This is a genomic window from Commensalibacter sp. Nvir (assembly GCF_963921845.1).
In the GTDB taxonomy this organism is placed as follows: domain Bacteria; phylum Pseudomonadota; class Alphaproteobacteria; order Acetobacterales; family Acetobacteraceae; genus Commensalibacter.
Genome location: NZ_CAWUGZ010000104.1, coordinates 1 through 19,685, shown reverse-complemented (window position 1 = coordinate 19,685; position 19,685 = coordinate 1). Strand labels below are relative to the sequence as shown.

General features: G+C 37.5%; 15 protein-coding genes and 1 tRNA gene. 6 read left to right on the top strand and 10 right to left on the bottom strand.

The genetic code is table 11. The features are described 5' to 3' along the window. Nucleotides 1-219 precede the first annotated feature (219 nt). Together AABE15_RS06630 and AABE15_RS06625 are read left to right on the top strand one after the other, a co-directional pair. On the top strand, nucleotides 220-2,049 hold the full coding sequence (locus tag AABE15_RS06630) for a Hint domain-containing protein (protein WP_338330500.1): 1,830 nt from the start codon (nucleotides 220-222) through the stop codon (nucleotides 2,047-2,049). 929 nt (nucleotides 2,050-2,978) lie between these two features. Beyond that, complete coding sequence (locus tag AABE15_RS06625) at nucleotides 2,979-3,503, top strand: SRPBCC domain-containing protein (protein ID WP_338330499.1); 525 nt, start codon at nucleotides 2,979-2,981, stop codon at nucleotides 3,501-3,503. A gap of 285 nt (nucleotides 3,504-3,788) precedes the next feature. On the opposite strand, the gene AABE15_RS06620 is transcribed toward AABE15_RS06625, so the two are convergent. Both AABE15_RS06620 and AABE15_RS06615 read right to left on the bottom strand, forming a co-directional pair. Further along, complete coding sequence (locus tag AABE15_RS06620; protein ID WP_338330498.1) at nucleotides 3,789-4,907, bottom strand: alpha/beta hydrolase; 1,119 nt, start codon at nucleotides 4,905-4,907, stop codon at nucleotides 3,789-3,791. A gap of 545 nt (nucleotides 4,908-5,452) precedes the next feature. Next, the gene (locus AABE15_RS06615; protein WP_338330497.1) at nucleotides 5,453-5,578 is read right to left on the bottom strand and encodes a hypothetical protein; all 126 of its coding nucleotides are present in this window, start codon (nucleotides 5,576-5,578) and stop codon (nucleotides 5,453-5,455) included. Between the two features lie 497 nt (nucleotides 5,579-6,075). Between AABE15_RS06615 and AABE15_RS06610 the strand changes: the two genes are divergently transcribed. Next, complete coding sequence (locus tag AABE15_RS06610) at nucleotides 6,076-6,795, top strand: enterotoxin A family protein (protein WP_338330496.1); 720 nt, start codon at nucleotides 6,076-6,078, stop codon at nucleotides 6,793-6,795. Between the two features lie 80 nt (nucleotides 6,796-6,875). After that, nucleotides 6,876-7,235, top strand: coding sequence for a hypothetical protein (locus tag AABE15_RS06605; protein ID WP_338330495.1), 360 nt, complete (start codon nucleotides 6,876-6,878; stop codon nucleotides 7,233-7,235). A gap of 175 nt (nucleotides 7,236-7,410) precedes the next feature. On the opposite strand, the gene AABE15_RS06600 is transcribed toward AABE15_RS06605, so the two are convergent. From AABE15_RS06600 to rpmI, 7 genes are all read right to left on the bottom strand, one after another. After that, nucleotides 7,411-7,827 (bottom strand): hypothetical protein, encoded by a 417-nt coding sequence (locus tag AABE15_RS06600; RefSeq protein ID WP_338330494.1) that lies wholly within the window; start codon nucleotides 7,825-7,827, stop codon nucleotides 7,411-7,413. Then, nucleotides 7,800-7,890: transfer RNA gene (locus AABE15_RS06595), tRNA-Ser, on the bottom strand. The genes AABE15_RS06600 and AABE15_RS06595 overlap by 28 nt, the downstream gene beginning before the upstream one ends. A gap of 232 nt (nucleotides 7,891-8,122) precedes the next feature. Beyond that, nucleotides 8,123-9,928 carry a translation elongation factor 4 gene (gene lepA, locus AABE15_RS06590; protein ID WP_338330493.1) on the bottom strand — a complete coding sequence of 602 codons (1,806 nt, stop codon included), beginning with the start codon at nucleotides 9,926-9,928 and terminating at the stop codon, nucleotides 8,123-8,125. Between the two features lie 1,109 nt (nucleotides 9,929-11,037). After that, entirely contained in the window at nucleotides 11,038-13,497 is a 2,460-nt protein-coding gene (pheT, locus tag AABE15_RS06585; protein ID WP_338330492.1) for a phenylalanine--tRNA ligase subunit beta, read from the bottom strand. A gap of 2 nt (nucleotides 13,498-13,499) precedes the next feature. Further along, the gene (gene pheS / locus AABE15_RS06580) at nucleotides 13,500-14,567 is read right to left on the bottom strand and encodes a phenylalanine--tRNA ligase subunit alpha (RefSeq protein ID WP_338330491.1); all 1,068 of its coding nucleotides are present in this window, start codon (nucleotides 14,565-14,567) and stop codon (nucleotides 13,500-13,502) included. Nucleotides 14,568-14,651: 84 nt separating this feature from the next. Beyond that, complete coding sequence (gene rplT / locus AABE15_RS06575) at nucleotides 14,652-15,008, bottom strand: 50S ribosomal protein L20 (RefSeq protein WP_338330490.1); 357 nt, start codon at nucleotides 15,006-15,008, stop codon at nucleotides 14,652-14,654. A 16-nt stretch (nucleotides 15,009-15,024) separates the two neighbouring features. Then, nucleotides 15,025-15,231: a 50S ribosomal protein L35 gene (gene rpmI / locus AABE15_RS06570; protein WP_338330489.1), complete on the bottom strand. Its 207-nt coding sequence runs from the start codon at nucleotides 15,229-15,231 to the stop codon at nucleotides 15,025-15,027. Between the two features lie 233 nt (nucleotides 15,232-15,464). Here rpmI and AABE15_RS06565 point away from each other — a divergent pair, with 233 nt between their 5' ends. Further along, complete coding sequence (locus tag AABE15_RS06565; protein WP_338330488.1) at nucleotides 15,465-16,406, top strand: EamA family transporter; 942 nt, start codon at nucleotides 15,465-15,467, stop codon at nucleotides 16,404-16,406. A gap of 92 nt (nucleotides 16,407-16,498) precedes the next feature. Here the strand turns inward: AABE15_RS06565 and AABE15_RS06560 are convergent, their stop codons facing one another. Further along, nucleotides 16,499-17,452, bottom strand: a complete 954-nt coding sequence (locus AABE15_RS06560) for an aldo/keto reductase (protein WP_338330487.1) — start codon at nucleotides 17,450-17,452, stop codon at nucleotides 16,499-16,501. A 262-nt stretch (nucleotides 17,453-17,714) separates the two neighbouring features. Here AABE15_RS06560 and AABE15_RS06555 point away from each other — a divergent pair, with 262 nt between their 5' ends. Continuing rightward, nucleotides 17,715-19,454, top strand: coding sequence for a tetratricopeptide repeat protein (locus AABE15_RS06555; RefSeq protein ID WP_338330486.1), 1,740 nt, complete (start codon nucleotides 17,715-17,717; stop codon nucleotides 19,452-19,454). Nucleotides 19,455-19,685: the final 231 nt, after the last annotated feature.

Below are 19,685 nucleotides of genomic sequence, written 5' to 3'. Positions count from 1 at the left end.
AAATAAATGCTATCATAACATCATTATCTATAAAAAAAATTTATTAAAAACCTTCAATACTGTATAAATGATGCATACATAACTTAATTTCATTTTTTCTCAAAAACTGAAATACTATAAATTTTATACATACCGCCCTTGAGATTGCTTAATTATTCTTAACAAGTTTATTGAAATTTTAAATATTCATTTTAAGCGCATTTTAAAGGTCAAGACATTATGACAACTTACGTAACGCCTTCGGGTGTAACCTATGATATTACTAAAAATTTTTTTCAAAGTACTTCCAAAGTTACCATAAAAGGCCCTGATGGAACATCTTTGTTTATTGGAAATGTAAATAATAGCAATATTATTACACCAACAAGCACATCTTCTATTACCATTACATCACTTGCATCAAGGAGTGTTTACATAGTCGCCCCTACCGTTACGAATGGGCTTATAACGGTCGCGGCTAACATTTCATCACTAACTGATACTAGTTTTTATATTGGCGGTACCGCAACGCTTAATATTCTCGCCACCTCTATAAATACTTTGTACTTAAATATCGAGGGAGGCAACCTTACCCTAACCAGCAGAGGGGTCTTAAGCGCTGCCAGCGATAATAGATTTAGAATCGACTATGGCGGTTCCCTTACCATTAACCCCTCTATTTTAAACGTGTTAACCAACACCACGGTTACTTTTTATGCAGGAGGGGGAAGCTTTATTGCCAATTGTGATAATTCCTCGGTTAATTTATCCGGGGTTACTTTCTCCAATTATGATCCTACAATAAATGTTATTGAGCTCAATAACAATGATGCGATCAGCAAATACACCATAGCAGACTCTGGCAGTTCAAAAACCGTAACCCTTTACGATAGTTCTGGAAAAGTTATCAGTAATTTTACTCTTGGTCTCGCCTATGGGGTTGATCTGCCCAACGGAGACTATAGCCTTGACGGTTCCACCGCCAATCCCTTATCCATAAGTTATTCCAATGGTGATAATTTTATTGGGGCATGTTTCCTTGCGGGCTCCATGATCCACACCCCCACTGGAACCGTTCCCGTCGAAACCCTTAAACCCCACGACACGGTCATTAGCTATATTAACGGAAACGAAGAAGTTCAACCCATCATTTGGGTAGGATCTAAAGAGGTTACGGTGCGACCCGACTATCCCGATGATCAAGCAGGCTATCCCATTTGCATTCTAAAAGATGCCATTGCCGACAACCTCCCCTCAAAAAACATGTGGATTACCGCCGAACATTGCTTGTTCTTTAATGGAAAGTTTGTTCCCGCTCGCATGTTGGTTAACAATACTTCCATTTTCTATGACTATTCCATCACGGCATATACCTACTATCACATCAAAACCCAAAACCATTCCGTCATCAAAGCCGATGGCATGCTAACCGAAAGTTATCTCGATACCGGTAATCGAGTGGGGTTCGATCAAAAAAACACGGCGGTTCCTGTCTCAATCCACAACCGTCACCTAACCTGGGAACATGACGCCGCCGCACCCTTGGATACCACAAAAGAGTTTGTCGAGCCTATTTTCTTTTCTATCCTCGCTCGAACGCAAAACCTCTTAGAAAATAAGAAAACATACACGCCTTATGAAATCACTCAAGAAAATGATTTTCATCTGATCACCGATACGGGCACTGTGTTGTATCCCACTTCAGTCAAAAATCAACTCTATGCATTTGCTTTGCCTGCTCATACCACCAGCGTTCGCCTCGTGTCACGAGCCAGTCGTCCTTTTGATACCATTGGACCTTTTGTAGACGACCGACGGTGTTTGGGTTTATTGATTGGAAAAATCTTATTGCAACAACCAAACAAAACCGTTGAAATCAGCAACCATCTCGAAAACAAAAATCTGCCTGGATGGCACGCCATAGAGGGCAATACCCACCGCTGGACGGATGGAAACGCTTTACTATCCCTGGACAGTTTTACTATTACTAATACTCCGCTCTTACTTATTCAGGTCAACAGTAGGCATTCCTATATAGCGTCCGAAAAACAAAACAAACGTTATGCGTAATGCATTCACTGCTAATAAAAAACATCCCCTTCTTAAATCAAGGGGATGCTTTCCCTTGCCTAACTTGATAAAAACTGAATGCTAAACATCAAATCTATTGAGTACACTCCAACCTTAAATCCTTATTTTAAGCTTAGTTTAACAAAGATCTTTAAACTATGTTCAATAAAGAACTCAATTTCTCGATGCAGCATCCCCTTTTAAACTATTAATCCAATAAAATTTTTAATTAAAGTCACGCTTTATCGCAAATTCAATCAATTCATTTAAAATATATACATGTCTAGATTGATCAAACGTTAAACAAATTTTTATACCCTATCCTTATCCCAACACTTATACCTTTCATACAGCAACAATTTCTTTACCAATTACCAACGATATTACTTTCATTTTGAGTAATATTATAAACATCTTTGAATTGATTTAATAAATAGGGCAATGTCCCATAATATAAATAAATACCTAACAAATAATCAAAACTCTAAAAATAAATGGAGTTAATCCAAAACGAAGTCTACCAAAATTATAAAAATTTTCTCACGCCATTTAATATTAAAGCGCAAAAACGTTTATGAATATCAACCGTTTTAAAGCATTTTTGTATTGAAAAATTAATAAACCGTTTATCAATCTACAGACTATACGATCATCTATAAATTATTCTTAGGTTTATCTGCTCCTCAGGTTAGTCAATAGTAATCCCAATGAAAGGTTTAATAAATAATATCTCTCTAATTAAAAAAACGAAAAATTGTAAATTTATCATTTTTGAATAAATCTCTTTTTCAACTTCCGTAGTGCAATAAAAGTACTAATCCACAGAATTAGAACGTTAAACTATAAGTGTGTAGAAAAAACATTTAATTGTATACTCAATTGACAAACGATACATACATTATTGTTTACTATTAATTGAGGATAATATAATGCAAAATTCTATTAACTGGCCAGAAGATTATCTTCCTGGTTTAACAGATAATTTTTGCTCAAATGAAGTCATTATTTCTGATTTAACTTCTGCAGATATCTGGAAATACATTAACGATACTAAATATTGGGAACATTATTACAGCAACGTGAGCGATATTCAGTTTTATGATAATTATAAAGGATCAAAACTTTATAATAACGCCAGATTTTCCTTTAAAACTTTCGGATTTTTGATTGAAGCAAAAATAATTGAATATAAAGAACCCCAGTTTGGAAAAGCAGCGCGCATTTCATGGCATGGATGGACAGGGGAACATGGAACGGACAAACGTTTGGATGTGATTCATGCATGGTTAATTGAAGATCTAGATCACAGTCGCGTACGTGTATTAACCCAAGAAAGTCAAAAGGGCAAGCCTGCACTAGAACTTGCCAGAACACTCCCCAACCCTATGATTAATGGACATCAAGAATGGTTAAATGGTCTTATCCATAGTGCTCAAACTAAATTAGAACTATGAAAAAATTAATGTAGTTTAGCATTTCAACAACGATATAGAAGAGAAGTAGGCTAACAATTTTTTTCAAATTACACTAAATTGCCCCAAACTTCTGGTCCAATTTTTTCAAAGATTTTTAATATTTATTTTAAGCAGTTCGCTGTAAGCTCATTCTATTCATGATGAGCTTATTTTTTAACCAAAACTTAAAAAGTGTATAGACAAAAAATTACTTTGTAGAATTTAAGTCAATGACTAACAAAATTAAATCTTAATCCTTTTATTGCAGTATTATTATTTTTTATTTTAAACCGTTAAATTCTCATTAAAAAAATGGGCTATTTTATCAAAGGGAATGATTTTCATATTATCGTATAAATCTGTATGATTAACATCAGGAAGTATCATTAATTCCTTTGGCTCTAAAGCATTTGCATAGGCTGTTTTACTAAAATAAAGGGAATGGGCTTTTCCCCCATGAATAAATAAAATTGGCCGTGGAGATATTTCCGCAATATAGGTTAAGATTGGCATATTCATAAAAGACAATGGCGTCGTAATGGTCCAAGCATTTCCTGAATTGACTGCACGCGGATGATAGCCACGCGGGGTCATATAATAATTATGATAATCGACTAAAAACTGTGCTTCCCCTCCTTTTAATTCATTATAAGGGGGTTGATAAGCGGGCTTGCCATTTTCGGCATCTTGCCATCGTTGTTGGCTTAATTGTTCTAAGGTTTTTGTTCTCTCTGCCAGCGTTACACCATCGTTATAGCCTTTTGACATCAAACGGCTCATATCGTACATTGTAACCGCAAGGACCGCTTTTACTCGTTTATCGACTGCTGCAGCATTTAATGCCATCCCTCCCCAACCACATATTCCAATTATACCGATACGATTACGATCTACAAAAAATTGTAAGCCCATATAATCGACACCCGCCATGAAATCCTCGGTATTAATGTCCGGAGAAGCCACATTACGCGGCTCTCCTCCACTTTCTCCCGTACAAGAGGGATCAAAAGCTAAGGTAGCAAAGCCACGTTCCGCTAAAGTTTGTGCATAAAGTCCAGAAGATTGCTCTTTAACCGCACCAAAAGGCCCACTTATAACCAGTGCAGAAAGGCGTTTCTGTTGGCTTAAATTTTTTGGCAGATAGAGATCGCCAACTAAAGAGATACCGTATCGGTTTTTAAACGTAACTTTTTTATGGTCGACGTTATTGCTTTGCGGGAAAACTTTATCCCATTTTTGAGTAAAAGACATATTGTGTTCTCCTGTAGGATTAGCACGCGCTGAACATACCATTGCCATAGTAGTTCCCATAGCAAAAGTAGATTGCAAAACACTTCTACGTAAAAAAACCTTGTTTGATTTTCGAGGGGAAAGCATATTATTATTCTCCGGTACGAATAACATAACGTAAAATAACACCAATGGTTTCAATAAAAAAATTCGTAATTTTTATAATTTATAAAAAAGTTTTACAATTTGGAAGATTTTAAATTATCGAAGGATTAAATAAAAAAACTTATCTTAGATGCTGTTTAATGAATTTAATATTGAGAATGAATTAGCCCTACGAAAAATTCATTATATTAATAAATTCTATTAAGAAACAAAAACGATTGCCATTCAATCTTTTTCGCTTTCGTTTTGAACGTTACTTAAAAAAACAATTAATCAATAAATACCCAATTATCCTAAGCTTGAATATACTCTTTTTCTATTGAGTTCTCTACGCGATTATAAAACGCTTAAATACATTTAAAGGTCAATAAATAATTAAAACTTGCGATCATGTGGACGTTTATTATATTGGGAAACAAGGCACGAAAGCCATGAGGAACATGGATACCTTTAAACCCTTCTCGGTTCATAAAATAACCCATCACGTTTTCACTCATTGGAAGCAAATCGGAGCAAGAATTAGGAAAAACTAATGGATCTTTTCCTGTAAATTGTTAAGCCACTTCTAAAACTTCTATTGCTTGTGATGGTAAAAACACCTTGGGTGCCCGTTTCATTTTCATGCGACTAGCAGGGACTGTCCAGGTTTTTGCTTGCCAATCAATCTCTGTCCAAGCCATGCCACCGATAACGCTAAGAGCCGTAATACAAGCTTAGTTATAGGATAAACCAGCTGTAACCCAACCCTTCGTATGACTTCTTGAAGTTAATCTATATCCGTGACGGCTGGTTGATGGCGTCTACGAAGGATGGGGTTTAATGCAGCTTTTAATACCGTGTCTGGATTACAATAAATAACCCCAATGAAATCCTACTTTGCTTATTAACGTTCATTAACGAAACATAGTAGACACTAATCCTCATATCCATCTAAATTTAAATTAAACCCTCTTTAGGTCTGCCGAGCAATGTGTGATCTAGACCAATGTTTAGTAAAAGTGAACGATTCTGTCGATTCGCTTTAGTTCATATAAGTAATAATAACTCAATAAATAATATAAAATCATAATAATTGTTAATTATTCATTAATAATCACTAATGTTTATTAAGTATTAATAATGCGGTATAATAACAATTGGAGGATAGATTACCACCCCATTATTTAGGTAATTAATTATGAAATTTATATTAACCATTTTACTAGCTTTTTCTTTTATATCAAGTTCAGCTTATGCGATTTCTTATAGACAAGTCTATCGAGCGGATACTTTAACACCAGATATAGTTTTTCAAAAGGGTTTGCAACCACCTGGAAATAATATGAATCTTGAATATCACGTTACGGGATGGTCCAGTAGTCGTTACGACTCAATTGTTAGAAATTCAGCTTTTGTTTCAACGGCATCAACTATAACCCTGCCCATTAATTTAATCCGTGATATAATTCAACCTGGACAATATTATTACCTCTACGATATCAGGCCCACCGATAATTTCTATTCCGTTTCTCTTAGTATGCGCGACTTGGCAGAGTTTCAGCACGTAACGTTATCACCCGAGCTCATTGAACGTATGGATCAGGAAAATGCATATGTTTCTTATGGTGGCGTTCCACCTTCATTGATTGAAAGAGCTGAAATCTTTTACCGCGATCCCGGTACTGATCAAATAGAAAATGTAGGTGTGAGAACAAACCCAAATTATGTAGATGCTGATACCAGAACGAATGAGAATCCTTTCGAACTAAGTCATAATATTCCTTTGCGTAGCCAACCAGTTTTACTGCTCGAAGGAACGGATATTAGCGCTGCATTTGAACCGAATAGTACAACTGGAGCATGGTGTGTACCGGCAATGGTCGCAGCTCTTGCGCAAAATAGGTCGCTTCCTCAATAGCCAACTCTAGAGTTATTACGATTACCCACTACAATTATTTACAAGTACTATTTTCTGACCAATTTAATTAGGAGTTTAACATGTTTAAAGCGAAATATGTACTTGCATTAACAGGACTTTTACTTTCTTTTGCTTCATTTAATACTGCAAGTTATGCAACAGCATTGACATGCCCATCAGTAAGCAGCGGTTATATACCACTTGAGTTTGATAATGCATATATCAATAGAGTAGGATTTTTAGCCGATCAACAGCAAGCTAGCTTTTCAATTAAAAACCAAACATACACTTTTTATAATGGGCTTGCTTCATCTTCTAATAGTAATATTTTATCTTTAGAAATTACTGCTTTCTTAAGCCATATCCCAGTTCATTTATGTGGTTATGAAGACAATAACGGCATAACGTGGGCAAATAGATTAGAGATAGAAAAAAATTAATTTTGTAACAAATACTTATCAGATTTTGTAAAAAACGCACCCTATGTTGGGTGCGTTTTTTGTGAATTGGTCTTCAATTTGATTTAGTCTTCCTTTGTAGAAGTAATACACTAAACACTGTTCTTTTATTATGACAAAATAACAGCAAATTTTGCGGCAATGTTCCAGTGTTTTTTTAATCAATCTTCTCAAAAGTTTGCTCTAAAAGAATAAAAGAAGAGATAATTTGACCACTTATAAAATCGCGATGCATTTTTAAAACTTTAGATAGAGCAAAAGCATTCATATTTCCGAATATGATTTTATTTAAAATATCTATGTGATATTTCCTCACCCCATTCCAAATCACAAACAGCTTCTCATACGCCTCATGCTGTGCTTGGGTGGGTTCCCAGCGATTACGGGAAACGCTAAGCAAACTCACCCTGGCATATAAATCTTGGGTTAATCCAATACTTTTTTCGCAGAGAATGGCACACGATTCTATGTAATTTCTTTTTTCTAGAAATCGTCCCAAGCCCATATACTTCCTCATACGTGCATTCGTAAAAACAAAAAGGTTCATGGCGGAGAGAATGGGATTCGAACCCATGGTACGCTATTAACGCACACACGCTTTCCAAGCGTGCGCCTTAAACCGCTCGGCCATCTCTCCATTGGGATAACCTAATCTCGATGGTTGTAACATACTTATTTTTTTGGGCTAGGCAAGAAAAAAAAGCGTTTCAAATGGTTTTAATGTCGTTTTATAGTTAAATACTCTTTTATCATCTACCATGCTTCGTTAAAATTATTATTCTATATCTTGTGGAGACGGGTTTCTGTCTATGCTTTGAATTAAGTTTTAAAAAGTCAAGCGACAGTCATCGTTCTTCATTTTAATCTGCTTAGCGATCAATTTTTAATGCCGCTAAAAAAGCAGATTGTGGGATTTCCACTTTACCAAACTGTCGCATACGCTTTTTACCCTCTTTTTGCTTTTCTAATAATTTGCGCTTTCTAGAAATATCGCCCCCATAACATTTAGCGGTTACATCTTTGGATAAGGCACCGATGGTTTCCCGAGCAATAACCCTCCCGCCAATAGCCGCCTGCACAGCAATTTTAAATAATTGTCTCGGAATAAGATCTTTTAATTTGGCGCAAATAGCTCTCCCCCGTGTTTCCGCTACCGAACGGTGCGCAACGAACGATAAGGCATCCACAGGTTCTTGATTAACTAATATATTAATCCTGACCAAATCGCTTTCTTCATAGCCATCCATTTGATATTCAAAACTAGCATACCCGCGCGTTGCAGATTTTAAACGATCATAAAAATCAAACACCACTTCGTTTAAGGGAATACGGTAAACAACCATTGCTCGCGAACCCACATACGTTAAATCAACCTGTTGTCCTCTACGTTCGGTACACAATCCCAAAACAGCCCCTAAATACTCATCAGGAACCATAATGGACGCTTTAATCCAAGGCTCTTCGATTTTTTGAATAAGGGAAGGGTCGGGCATATCTGCAGGGTTGTGCAAATCATCAACCGAACCATCGCTTTTGAATATATGATACACCACCGAAGGTGCCGTCGCTATTAAATTAAGATCAAATTCTCGGCTTAACCGTTCTTGTATAATTTCAAGATGAAGCAAGCCTAAAAACCCACAGCGAAATCCAAAGCCTAAAGCAGCAGAGGTCTCAGGCTCATAGTGAAACGAGGCATCATTCAATTGAAGTTTACCCAAACTTTCACGAAGCTTTTCAAAATCATCCGCATCCATGGGATAAAGCCCACACCAGACGACGGGAGTAGAGGGCTTAAACCCTGCCAACGCTGTAGAAGCCGGTCGCCGATCATCAGTCACGGTATCCCCGACATGGCAATCGGCTACGGTTTTAATCGCCGCGTTGATAAAGCCAATTTCACCTGCGCCAAGGCTTTCGACTTCTTGCATACGAGGGGTAAAGATGCCAACTTGTTCAACATGATACACACTTCCATTAAACATCATCCGAATGCGCATACCTTTTTTAATGCGCCCCTCTTTCACGCGAACCAGTATGATAACACCAAGATAACTGTCATACCAACTGTCCACCAATAAAGCTTGCAAAGGGGCTTCAACATCCCCTTTTGGACAGGGTAGGCGCGTGACCAACGCCTCTAAAACGGCTTTAATATTCAATCCTGTTTTTGCAGAAACGCCAATTGCATCTTCCGCTGGTAACCCAATAATATCTTCAATTTGTTGTTTTGTTTGTTCAACGTCGGCAGCGGGTAAATCAACTTTATTTAATATCGGCACAATTTCGTGATTGGCATCCATGGCTTGATAAACATTGGCTAACGTCTGCGCTTCTACCCCTTGGGACGCATCCACCACCAACAGGGACCCCTCACACGCCGCTAGGGATCGACTGACCTCATAAGCAAAGTCAACATGGCCGGGTGTGTCCATTAAATTCAATACATAGGACTTTCCGTCTTCCGCTGTATAATGCAATCTTACCGTCTGGGCTTTGATGGTAATACCACGCTCACGCTCTATATCCATATTATCCAATACTTGAGCCTGCATTTCACGTTGGGTCAATGCACCACAAGCTTGTATTAGCCTATCCGCTAAGGTCGACTTACCATGGTCAATATGGGCAATAATAGAGAAATTACGTATTAAGTCCAGCGGGGTATCTGTCATACAACACCAATCAAACAAACAACAAAAGCAAACATACACACATGCTTAAAAAAGGTTTACCTTAAAAATCTAAACTTCTTCAACCTTTTTTACAGGATAAAACTTAATGAGACTGCCTCCAATAATGAGAAGAATGGTGATCCGTAAGCATAAACTCGCTTATACCTTATATACAGGTACTAACAATACTGTAGCTAATCAAAGAGTCCACAACGTAAAAAAATTAATGAAAAAAAAATAACATGCTTTTTGGTATAATCCCATATTAAAAAAGCTGACCTTTCAGGTCACACCTTACAAAAAACAAGACCAACCTTTGGTATAGGGTATGAAAAAGAAAGAAGCCTTCAATACGATAGCAAATCCCCTACATACTGCAAATACATTACCACACCCCCTTATAATCTTTTTCATGATACGAAAATTTAATGCCGGTGACCAATAATGAAACAACCCACCCATACTAGATTACCGAAACAGATTAAAGTCCATTCCTAGCCCTTTTAATCCCTACCGTGCGCCCTGTATTAATACCATAAAACTTGTTCCATGATTTCCATCACTACATCCCAAAACAATTAGGATTAAAACATCTTTCCTCGCCACACGCAAATCAAGGACAAATAGCATTGGTTATAGGGAACTTGACACGTTTTTTTGCAAAAGTTTAATCAATAAAAAATGACTTGTAGTTTCTTTCTACTTACTATTAATGCCAAAATACACAGTAACCAAGTTTTTTTGCACTTTTTACTTACAATGAAACCAGTAAAAACAATAAAATCAAGCACATACTACAAAAATATTCTTCCTATGAACCAAAATTTTACTTTAAATTTCTATACTTTATTTTAAACTCAAACACGATTTTCCATGATGGACGTTCTACCAACACCAATTGTTCGTGCGCTAAATAAGAAATATCTCGCATTTAAGGAAACAAAACCTAACGCTGCCTCCCAAAACAGCAGGTATGGATCGAAAAAGTAGAAATATTTAACTATTCTGTATTTGAAATGCAAAATAGTTTTTAAAAAATCCCCTTTTCCATTTAATGAAATTGGGGATATGCATAAAAATATAAAAACCGTAAAGAATTTAAAAAGAAATTAACGCAATACTCCGCCTGTAGTCAAAGCAACTTTATTTATAATAGTCTGCGAAATCTTTTCTATTTCCTCATCTTTCAAACTTTTGGTTTGAGGCTGTATGGTTACTTGGATGGCAATCGATTTACAACCCTTTGGAATTTTATCCCCGCGGTAAATATCAAATAATTCGACATTCGTTATAAAATGTCGATCAATTTGTTTGACGGTATTAATAATCCTACCTATTTCAACCTTTTCCTTTACTACGAAAGCAAAGTCTCTTTTTAAGGGCTGAAAAGCTGAAAGAAATAACGGTTTTTTTCGAGAAGGCTTTTTAACACCAATAGCATCAATCATAATTTCAAAGATAATCAGCGCTTGATCAAAAGCACATTGCTTCACTAAAGAAGGATGAAGTTCACCAAAATACGCCAAGAGTGTTTTAGGACCTAACCTGAGTTGGCCTGATCTTCCTGGGTGATAATATATAGGCGTTTCTGTAGAAATCTGCAATGAATCGCAAGAAATGCCTAACCCATTCAACACAAAATATACATCGGCTTTTGCATCCCAAATGGTCACCTCTAAGGCCTTACCTTCTATGGAACGTGGCATGAAACCATAACGAACCCCTGCGGCAATTGTTTTTTCCCCATGTTGTGTAAAAACCGGCCCTACTTCGAACAAAGCGACATCACTTAACCCACGGGCAATGTTTTTTTGCGCTGCTGGCAATAGCGACGCCAAAGGGGTTGGTCTTAACTGATCCATATCATTGGAAATAGGGTTTAGTAAGCGTAAAGATTCTGGCGCCTCACCCAGACGAGCCGCCACCTCATGATCGACAAAAGAAAATCCTACCGTTTCAACCAACCCTCTAGAGGCTAATAAACGTGCAGCATCAAAAAAACGCTTTTGTTCTATGCTTAAGGCTGGAGATGGTATGGAGTGGTGCAGAGGCAACGAAACAGCAGGGATGTTGTCAAGTCCCACTATTCTCAACACTTCTTCAATTAGATCAACTTCACCTTCCAGATGCGCGGCTGTATCGGCTAATAAATTGGCATACTCTGATTCAAGGTTGGGATGTTGAGCCATTTTTAATGGCATCACTATATCGTTACGCCATGATGGCACTTGAACCGTAACAGAGTGTTCGTTTTGGCATTCAATCTCGAAACCAAGATCGGTTAAGATTTGCTGAACCCTTGGAACAGGTACTGCCAATCCGCCAAAACTCTCTAAACGAGCGTAACGCAGGGTGGCTTTCCTACGCCAATTTGGTTCATGTCCTGCCACGGTGACTTCACTGGCTTCCCCTCCACCGTAATCTAAAATCATTTGTGTAGCCAAATCCATTGCTTGAGGAAGAAACGCATTATCGATGCCCCTTTCAAACCGTTGACGCGCATCCGTATGGATGGAGTGGTACCGTCCACTTAAAGCAATTGTAACGGGATTAAACAATGCACATTCTAGAAATACACAAGTAGTACTTTCTTCAACGGCAGATTCTTGCCCCCCAATCAAGCCCGCCAACGATTGAACACCATTTTTATCGACAATAATGCAATCGTTTTGGGTAACTTGATACTCTTTGCCATTTAACGCAAGAAAATTCTCACCATCTCCTGAGCAAAGCGTTAACTGCTCTCCAGAAAGTTTATCCACATCAAAAACATGAAAAGGTCGACCCAAATCGTAAGTGAAAAAATTCGTTATATCCACCAACAAGGATTTCGGCTGAATACCAATGGCTTTCAATCGTGTTTGCAACCATTCTGGACTAGGTCCATTGGTGACATGGCGGATCGTTCTGCCCAAAATCCAAGGACAAGCTTCTGAAAATTGATTGTCCCATTGAATGAAAGACTTAAATTGACCATTAATTTTTACCGTCGAAAGAGGCTTTAATCGTCCCAATCCAGCGGTTGCTAAATCTCTGGCTATATTTCTAATGGATAACGCATCACCACGATTAGGTGTGATCGCAATTTCAATAATGGGATCGTTTAAATTAAAATAATCGATATAGGCTTTACCAATAGGCGCATCCGCTGGCAATTCAATAATGCCATCATGATTTTCTCCTAACTGTAATTCTTGCGCCGAACAGAGCATCCCATTGCTTAGTTCACCTCTTATTTTGCCTGCTTTAAGCGTAAGATCACTACCAGGAATATAGGTACCAACAGGGGCAAAAACGGTCATCAAACCCTGTCTTGCATTGGGTGCGCCACAAACCACTTGCACATCTTCATACCCTACCCCAGCATTGACATGACAAACCTGTAATCTGTCCGCATTAGGATGCTTTTCGGCAGACATAATTGATGCTGTACGAAATGAAGCTAGAATTTTAGAAGGATCTTCAATTTTTTCGACTTCAAGCCCGATTGAATTCAGTGTCTTGCAAATAGTTTCCAAATCAGATGAAGTCTCTAAATGATCTTTAAGCCAAGATAACGTAAATTTCATCGTTATATTCCCTCATGCAACGCAACCGAACGAAACGATTGAAATCCGTAATACCTTAACCAACGTAAATCGCTTTCATAAAAAGATCGTAAATCCGAAATACCATATTTTAACATTGTTAATCTTTCGATGCCGACGCCAAACGCAAACGCTTGCCACTCTTGAGGATTGACACCACAATTTGCCAAAACACGGGAGTGCATGAGTCCAGCCCCCAATATCTCCAACCAATCGGATCCTCCCCCCAATTCCCCTGTCTTGCGGTTCCAACCAATATCAATCTCCATAGACGGCTCTGTAAATGGAAAATACGAGGAGCGAAAACGAACCGGAAGCGTTGGCAAAGCAAAAAAAGCTCGTAAAAAATCAATCAAACACCCTTTTAGATGGCCCAAGGTAATATGTTTATCAACCACCATTCCCTCACATTGATGAAACATAGGAGAATGGGTGGCATCATGATCAGCACGATACGTTCGTCCAGGGGCAATAATGCGTATAGGTGGTTTTTGATCCAACAAAATACGTATCTGCACGGTTGACGTTTGCGTGCGAAGCAGATGCTGATGGCCCTCTGAAGTTCGTGTCGGCAAATAAAATGTATCGTGATCTGCACGAGCAGGATGGTGCTCATCAATATTCAAAGCAGAAAAATTAAACCAATCGGTATCCCTATTAGGGCCATCGACGACTTTAAAATTCATTGCACCAAAGATAGCGATAATTTCTTCTATTGTACGTCGTAAAGGATGGGTAACACCCGTATAGACTGGCACAGGAAGCGTAATATCCAGGGCCTCAGCACTTAATTTTTCGTTTAACTCAATTTCTTCGAGGACCGCTTTGCGGGTATCGATTGCCTGAACAAGCTCATTCCGAAGGCGATTTAATAAAGCGCCTCTTTCTTTACGAAGTTCTGCGGGAAACGTTCCTAATTCTTTAAGTTTTTGCGTAAGGAATGCTGATTTTCCCAAGGTCGCCACTCGAATGGCATCCCAAGACTTTAAATCTTGTGCTTGATCCAAATCTTGGAGTGTTTTTTGCTTTATCTGCTCTAATTCTTTATCCATTTAACCCTCAATAAACAAAAAGGGTTGTCTAAAGACAACCCTCTTTCCTATTCTACATAACGAATAGACAAATCATAATTTGATTTAAGCGAGAGCCGCCTGAACCTTATTAACAATTTCTGTAAAAGTCGCTGCATCATCGTAAGCAATCGCGGCTAATACTTTACGATCCAATTCGATACCAGCTTTGTTTAAACCATTAATAAAACGACTATAGGTTAAACCGTGTTCACGAACAGCAGCATTGATACGCTGAATCCAAAGCGATCTAAAATCACGTTTTTTAACGCGACGATCACGATACGCATATTGTAGCGATTTTTCAAGACGCTCTAACGCAATACGATAGTTGGTGGATGAGCGACCACGAAATCCTTTGGATTGACTTAAAACTTTTTTGTGACGGGCGTGCGTGGTAACGCCTCTTTTTACTCTTGCCATGGCTTAATTATACTCCTTAACGTGGCAGACCGTAGGGGGCCCATTGTTTGACGGTACGACCATCTTGTGGTTCGAGAACTTGACTACCACGATTGGTTCGTTTGGCCTTTTGAGTACGATTAATCAGTCCATGACGTTTGTTCCCAGGACCGGCAAGCACTTTGCCTTTGGCTGTAATTTTAAAACGTTTTTTGACCGATGATTTGGTCTTCATCTTGGGCATTTTTTCTCTCCTTAGAATACAAAGCTATGACCCCACACATAGGGAACGTCACTAGAAGGGCATGCCCTAGTCTTTAGCCCAACCCGTAAACGTAGTGTGTTTATATAATCACTATTGTTGGTAAGCTCAAGCAAAAATTAAAATTGTTTTATAAAAAGTCATTTTTTTATTGTCAATTCTATCTATTCCTGCTTTTAATTCTCATTTCTTCGTTAAATAATCGAGCTTTCTTTATGAAACCCACATCAGGCTTCAATAAACTGCTTCAATGTAGGACGCATATAAAATTTAACAGCGAAGCTGCTGGTATAATTTATATTATATTAGCGGGATTCGTTTGGGGATTGGGGGGTGTTTTTGCACAGTTTCTCCTGCAAAATAGAGAGATTAACACTGCTTGGCTTATCGCCATACGATTATGGGTACCAGGTATTATTTTGTTGCTATTTTGTTATCTGACACAGAGAAAAACTATATTTTCTCCTTGGCATAATAAACAAGATATATTACAACTTTTTATATTTGGTATTTTTGGGATGATGGCTTCGCAGCTTAGTTTTTATTTGACCATTTTATACTCAAATGCCGCTACTGCTACTATTTTACAATATCTTTATCCTGCGTTGATTGCCGTTATTCTTTGTATTTATCTAAGAAAAAGTCCTTCATTTCCCCTTATTTTTTCTCTGATACTGGCGTTCTCAGGCGCATTTTTAATTGTCACTCACGGATCATTTGATAAAATCATTTTACCTGCAAAAGCAATTATTTGTAGTTCTATTTGTATTTTTGCTTCAGTTATTTACACCTTGTATCCAATCCCATTATTAAAAAAATACAACACTTCCCTGATTGCAGGATGGGGAATGCTTATAGGCGGTATTACGTTAAGCCTTTTTCATCCTTTTTGGGTTTTTACAGGAAAAATCGATTTTTTAACTATATTAAGTCTATTATTCATTGTTCTTGTCGGAGGAATGGGTGGTTTTATCTTTTACCTTTTAGGAGTAAAATTGATAGGAAGTACTAAAGGAAGTGTATTAGCCACCGTTGAACCCCTTGCTGCAGCCATCTTCTCAGTAATTATATTAAATGTCTCATTCAATTTTATGGATTGGCTCGGAACATCCTGTATTATTGGTATGATTATAATATTGGCCAAGAAAAAATTTTGAAGCATAATTTGGCAGCCTTATAGATTAATTTTTCCTTATCTATCGTATTCGCCATAACTTCGAACCGTTTCATAAGCTTAGAACGTCCTTATTTATACTTTGCTAACTTGATCCAATTGAGATAATTCTTCTGAGGATAATGTGACATGCAAGGCGTGTACTATATGTTCGAGTTGTGGTAACGAAGTGGCGCTGACAATAGGAGCCGTGATTTCTTTTTGAGCCATTAACCATGCCAAGGCTATTTCGGATGGTGGCACACTATGATGTTTGGCAAGCACATCTAAAATTTCCAAAATACGCATTCCTTTTGCATTCAGATAATCAGCGACTTTTTCACCGCGTGGACTGACAGACAAATCCTCTTTAGATCTATATTTGCCGCTTAAAAAACCAGACGCTAGGCTATAATAACTGATAACCCCTATATTCTCTTTAAGAACTAAATCTTTCAAAGATTGTCCAAATTGATTGCGATCATACAAATTATATTCTGGTTGTAAGGTTTGATAAGATGGAAGTTGATGTTCTTTGGCCACTTTGAGGGATTCAGATAATTGTTCAGCATCTAAATTTGAGGCTCCAATAGCTCTAATTTTGCCTTGTTTTAATAATTGATCATAGGCAGATAAAGTCTCTTCATATGGGGTTGCTGGATCAGGAAAATGAGATTGGTAAAGATCAATCACATCAGTTTGTAAACGTTTCAAAGATTGCTCAACCTCTTGAATGATCCATTGTTTAGAAAGACCCTTGCCCCCCTCACCCATATCCAAACCGACCTTTGTAAAGATTAGGATTTTCTTACGTTTACCTGGATTTTTTTTTATCCATTGACCAATAATGGTTTCAGATTCGCCACCTTTATTCCCGTGTACCCAACGTGAATAAACATCCGCTGTATCAATGGCATTAAGCCCATAATCCACCATCGCATCCAATAGAGTGAAACTGCTATTTTCGTTTAAAGTCCATCCAAATACATTGCCCCCTAAAACGAGGGGAACGATTTGAAATCCGGTTTTACCCAATATTCTTTTTTTCATAAATCAATCCTTGAATCATTGCTTGTTTGTAGATGCCACTCGCTCTATCAAACCTCTATTAAATCATTTTCTATGAAAAGAGGGGAGATTTAAATGGGTTATTCCTATCAACATCTTAAACGTTAATATTAGACAGGTTGTTTTTTTATAAATTCGTTTCTAAACTACAATTTGTGACTGCAACTCCTATGGATAAATAAACAGGATTCACAACGCTTCATTTAAAATATAGCTTTACAACACATTGCTTGGGTAATGGATTATGAAAAAAACAACGTTAGGACTTACGATTGCTTTGGCCGCTGTTGTTATGGGTTTAGGCTACTATGAACATACCCAAACGCAAATGGAAAAAAAAGTGCAATACGCTTTTGAGTCCGGAAATCAGTATCTCTTACACGATAAAAAATACCAAGCAATGGGGGATTTTAGCTACATTATTGAGAATTTTGATACAACCTACAATTCGAAGATTAAAAATCTTGTAGCGCAATCCCTTCTTAAAAAAGCGGATTTACAGATCCAAATTGGGGACCTTCAAGGTGCAGTGTTATCGTTAGAACATTTAAATAATCAATTCATCGATAGTAACGATTTACAGATGCAATATTATGTGTGTCAATCGCTTCTCAAAGAGGGTCAACTTTTGGCCCAACAAGGTCAATTCGAACCCGCTATGATTGTGCTTTCACATTTGGTTTCGAAATTTGGCAAAGATAAACGACCCAGCATTCGACGGTTCGTGGCGGAAGCTATGTATAATGAAACGCTTGTACTCAATCATATTGGTAAAGAAGACATTTCATTAAATGTCGCTTCTTCAATTATATCTACTTTTATGCAAGATAAAGATCAAGACATAAGGCTCATTACAGCTAAGGCCATTATGCAACGCCTGTCTAATCGTTTAAAAAATAAAGAATGGTCCTTGGCTTTATACAATAGCACGATATTTATACAATTATTTGCAAACGATCCTTCCCCCACCATAAAACGTTTTTTTATGTTAAACCTTCTTCATCGTGCTGAAATATTGCATCGGGTAAAGAAAATCCCGCCTGAAGACCAGAAATTATTTGGAATTAACCCACAGCAACACGCCTTAGATACTTATGATCAATTACTATCTATGCTACATCCCTCCACGGATAACGAAGACTCAATCTATGAAGCCACAGCGTGGTTAGGGAAAGCACAAATTTTATTTACCAAAAAAAACTATACCGAAGCATTAAAATATTACGAAGATATCATTCATCGTTTTTCTGATTCAACAAACGATAAATTGCAACTTATAGTTGCAAAGGCACTGTTGGGAAAAGCACAACTCTTGAGGGATACTCAGAAAATTCAGCAGGCCTTAGACACCTATACGTCAATTCTTACCCACTATCCTTATAAAAATAAACAGAACGAATTAATGAACGTTGTTTTAACAGCCTATTTTGAAAAAGCACAAATTTTGCAACACGAAGGTCAAGATCAAGCCGCCTTAACCTTATTGAATGATGCGTTAGAACAATCAAAAGAAGAAAAAGAGGAACATCTGTTTAGCAAAATCAGTGCGATTTATTTAGAATACGCTGCTTTGCAAATAAAATTAAACCAAAATGAACAAGCCTTAAATACTTATACCAGTTTAATTGCCCTTGCCCATCATTACCATAATGTAGAGACCCGTTATGATGGTGCGCTGGCTATATTAAAAAAAGCTGCTTTACTGATCTCAATGGGAAAACCCGTTGAGGCAGGCCAAACGTATGATTTGTTGTTAAAATTTTATGGGGATGATCAGGAAGAGAATATAAAAGAGCTTGTTGCCCAAGGCTTATACAATCACGCGCACATGCTATTCAATGACAACCGAGGATTTGTTGCAATGGATTTAATCAAAGAAATTGAAAAACGTTTTCAAAATGAAAAACATAATCCCAAGATCCAAACCCTTGTTGCGAAAACAGAAAATTTAAAAAAGAAACTCAACCAAATCATCGTTTGGTAGCGGCAGGCTTCGCCAATATTTTTAGCCTGCCGTTCGTCAAAAACCCTTTTTTTATTTTTAAAACAGGGTTTTTGATAAATCTTAAAAAACTTTAGTTTTTTGTTTTATCGACCAAACGATGGGTGGTAATCCAAGGCATCATGTTTCTTAACTTGGCACCCACTTGCTCAATTTGATGCTCATTAAGTTGTTGGCGTCTTGCTTTAAGGCTAATTTGATTGACCTTTTTAT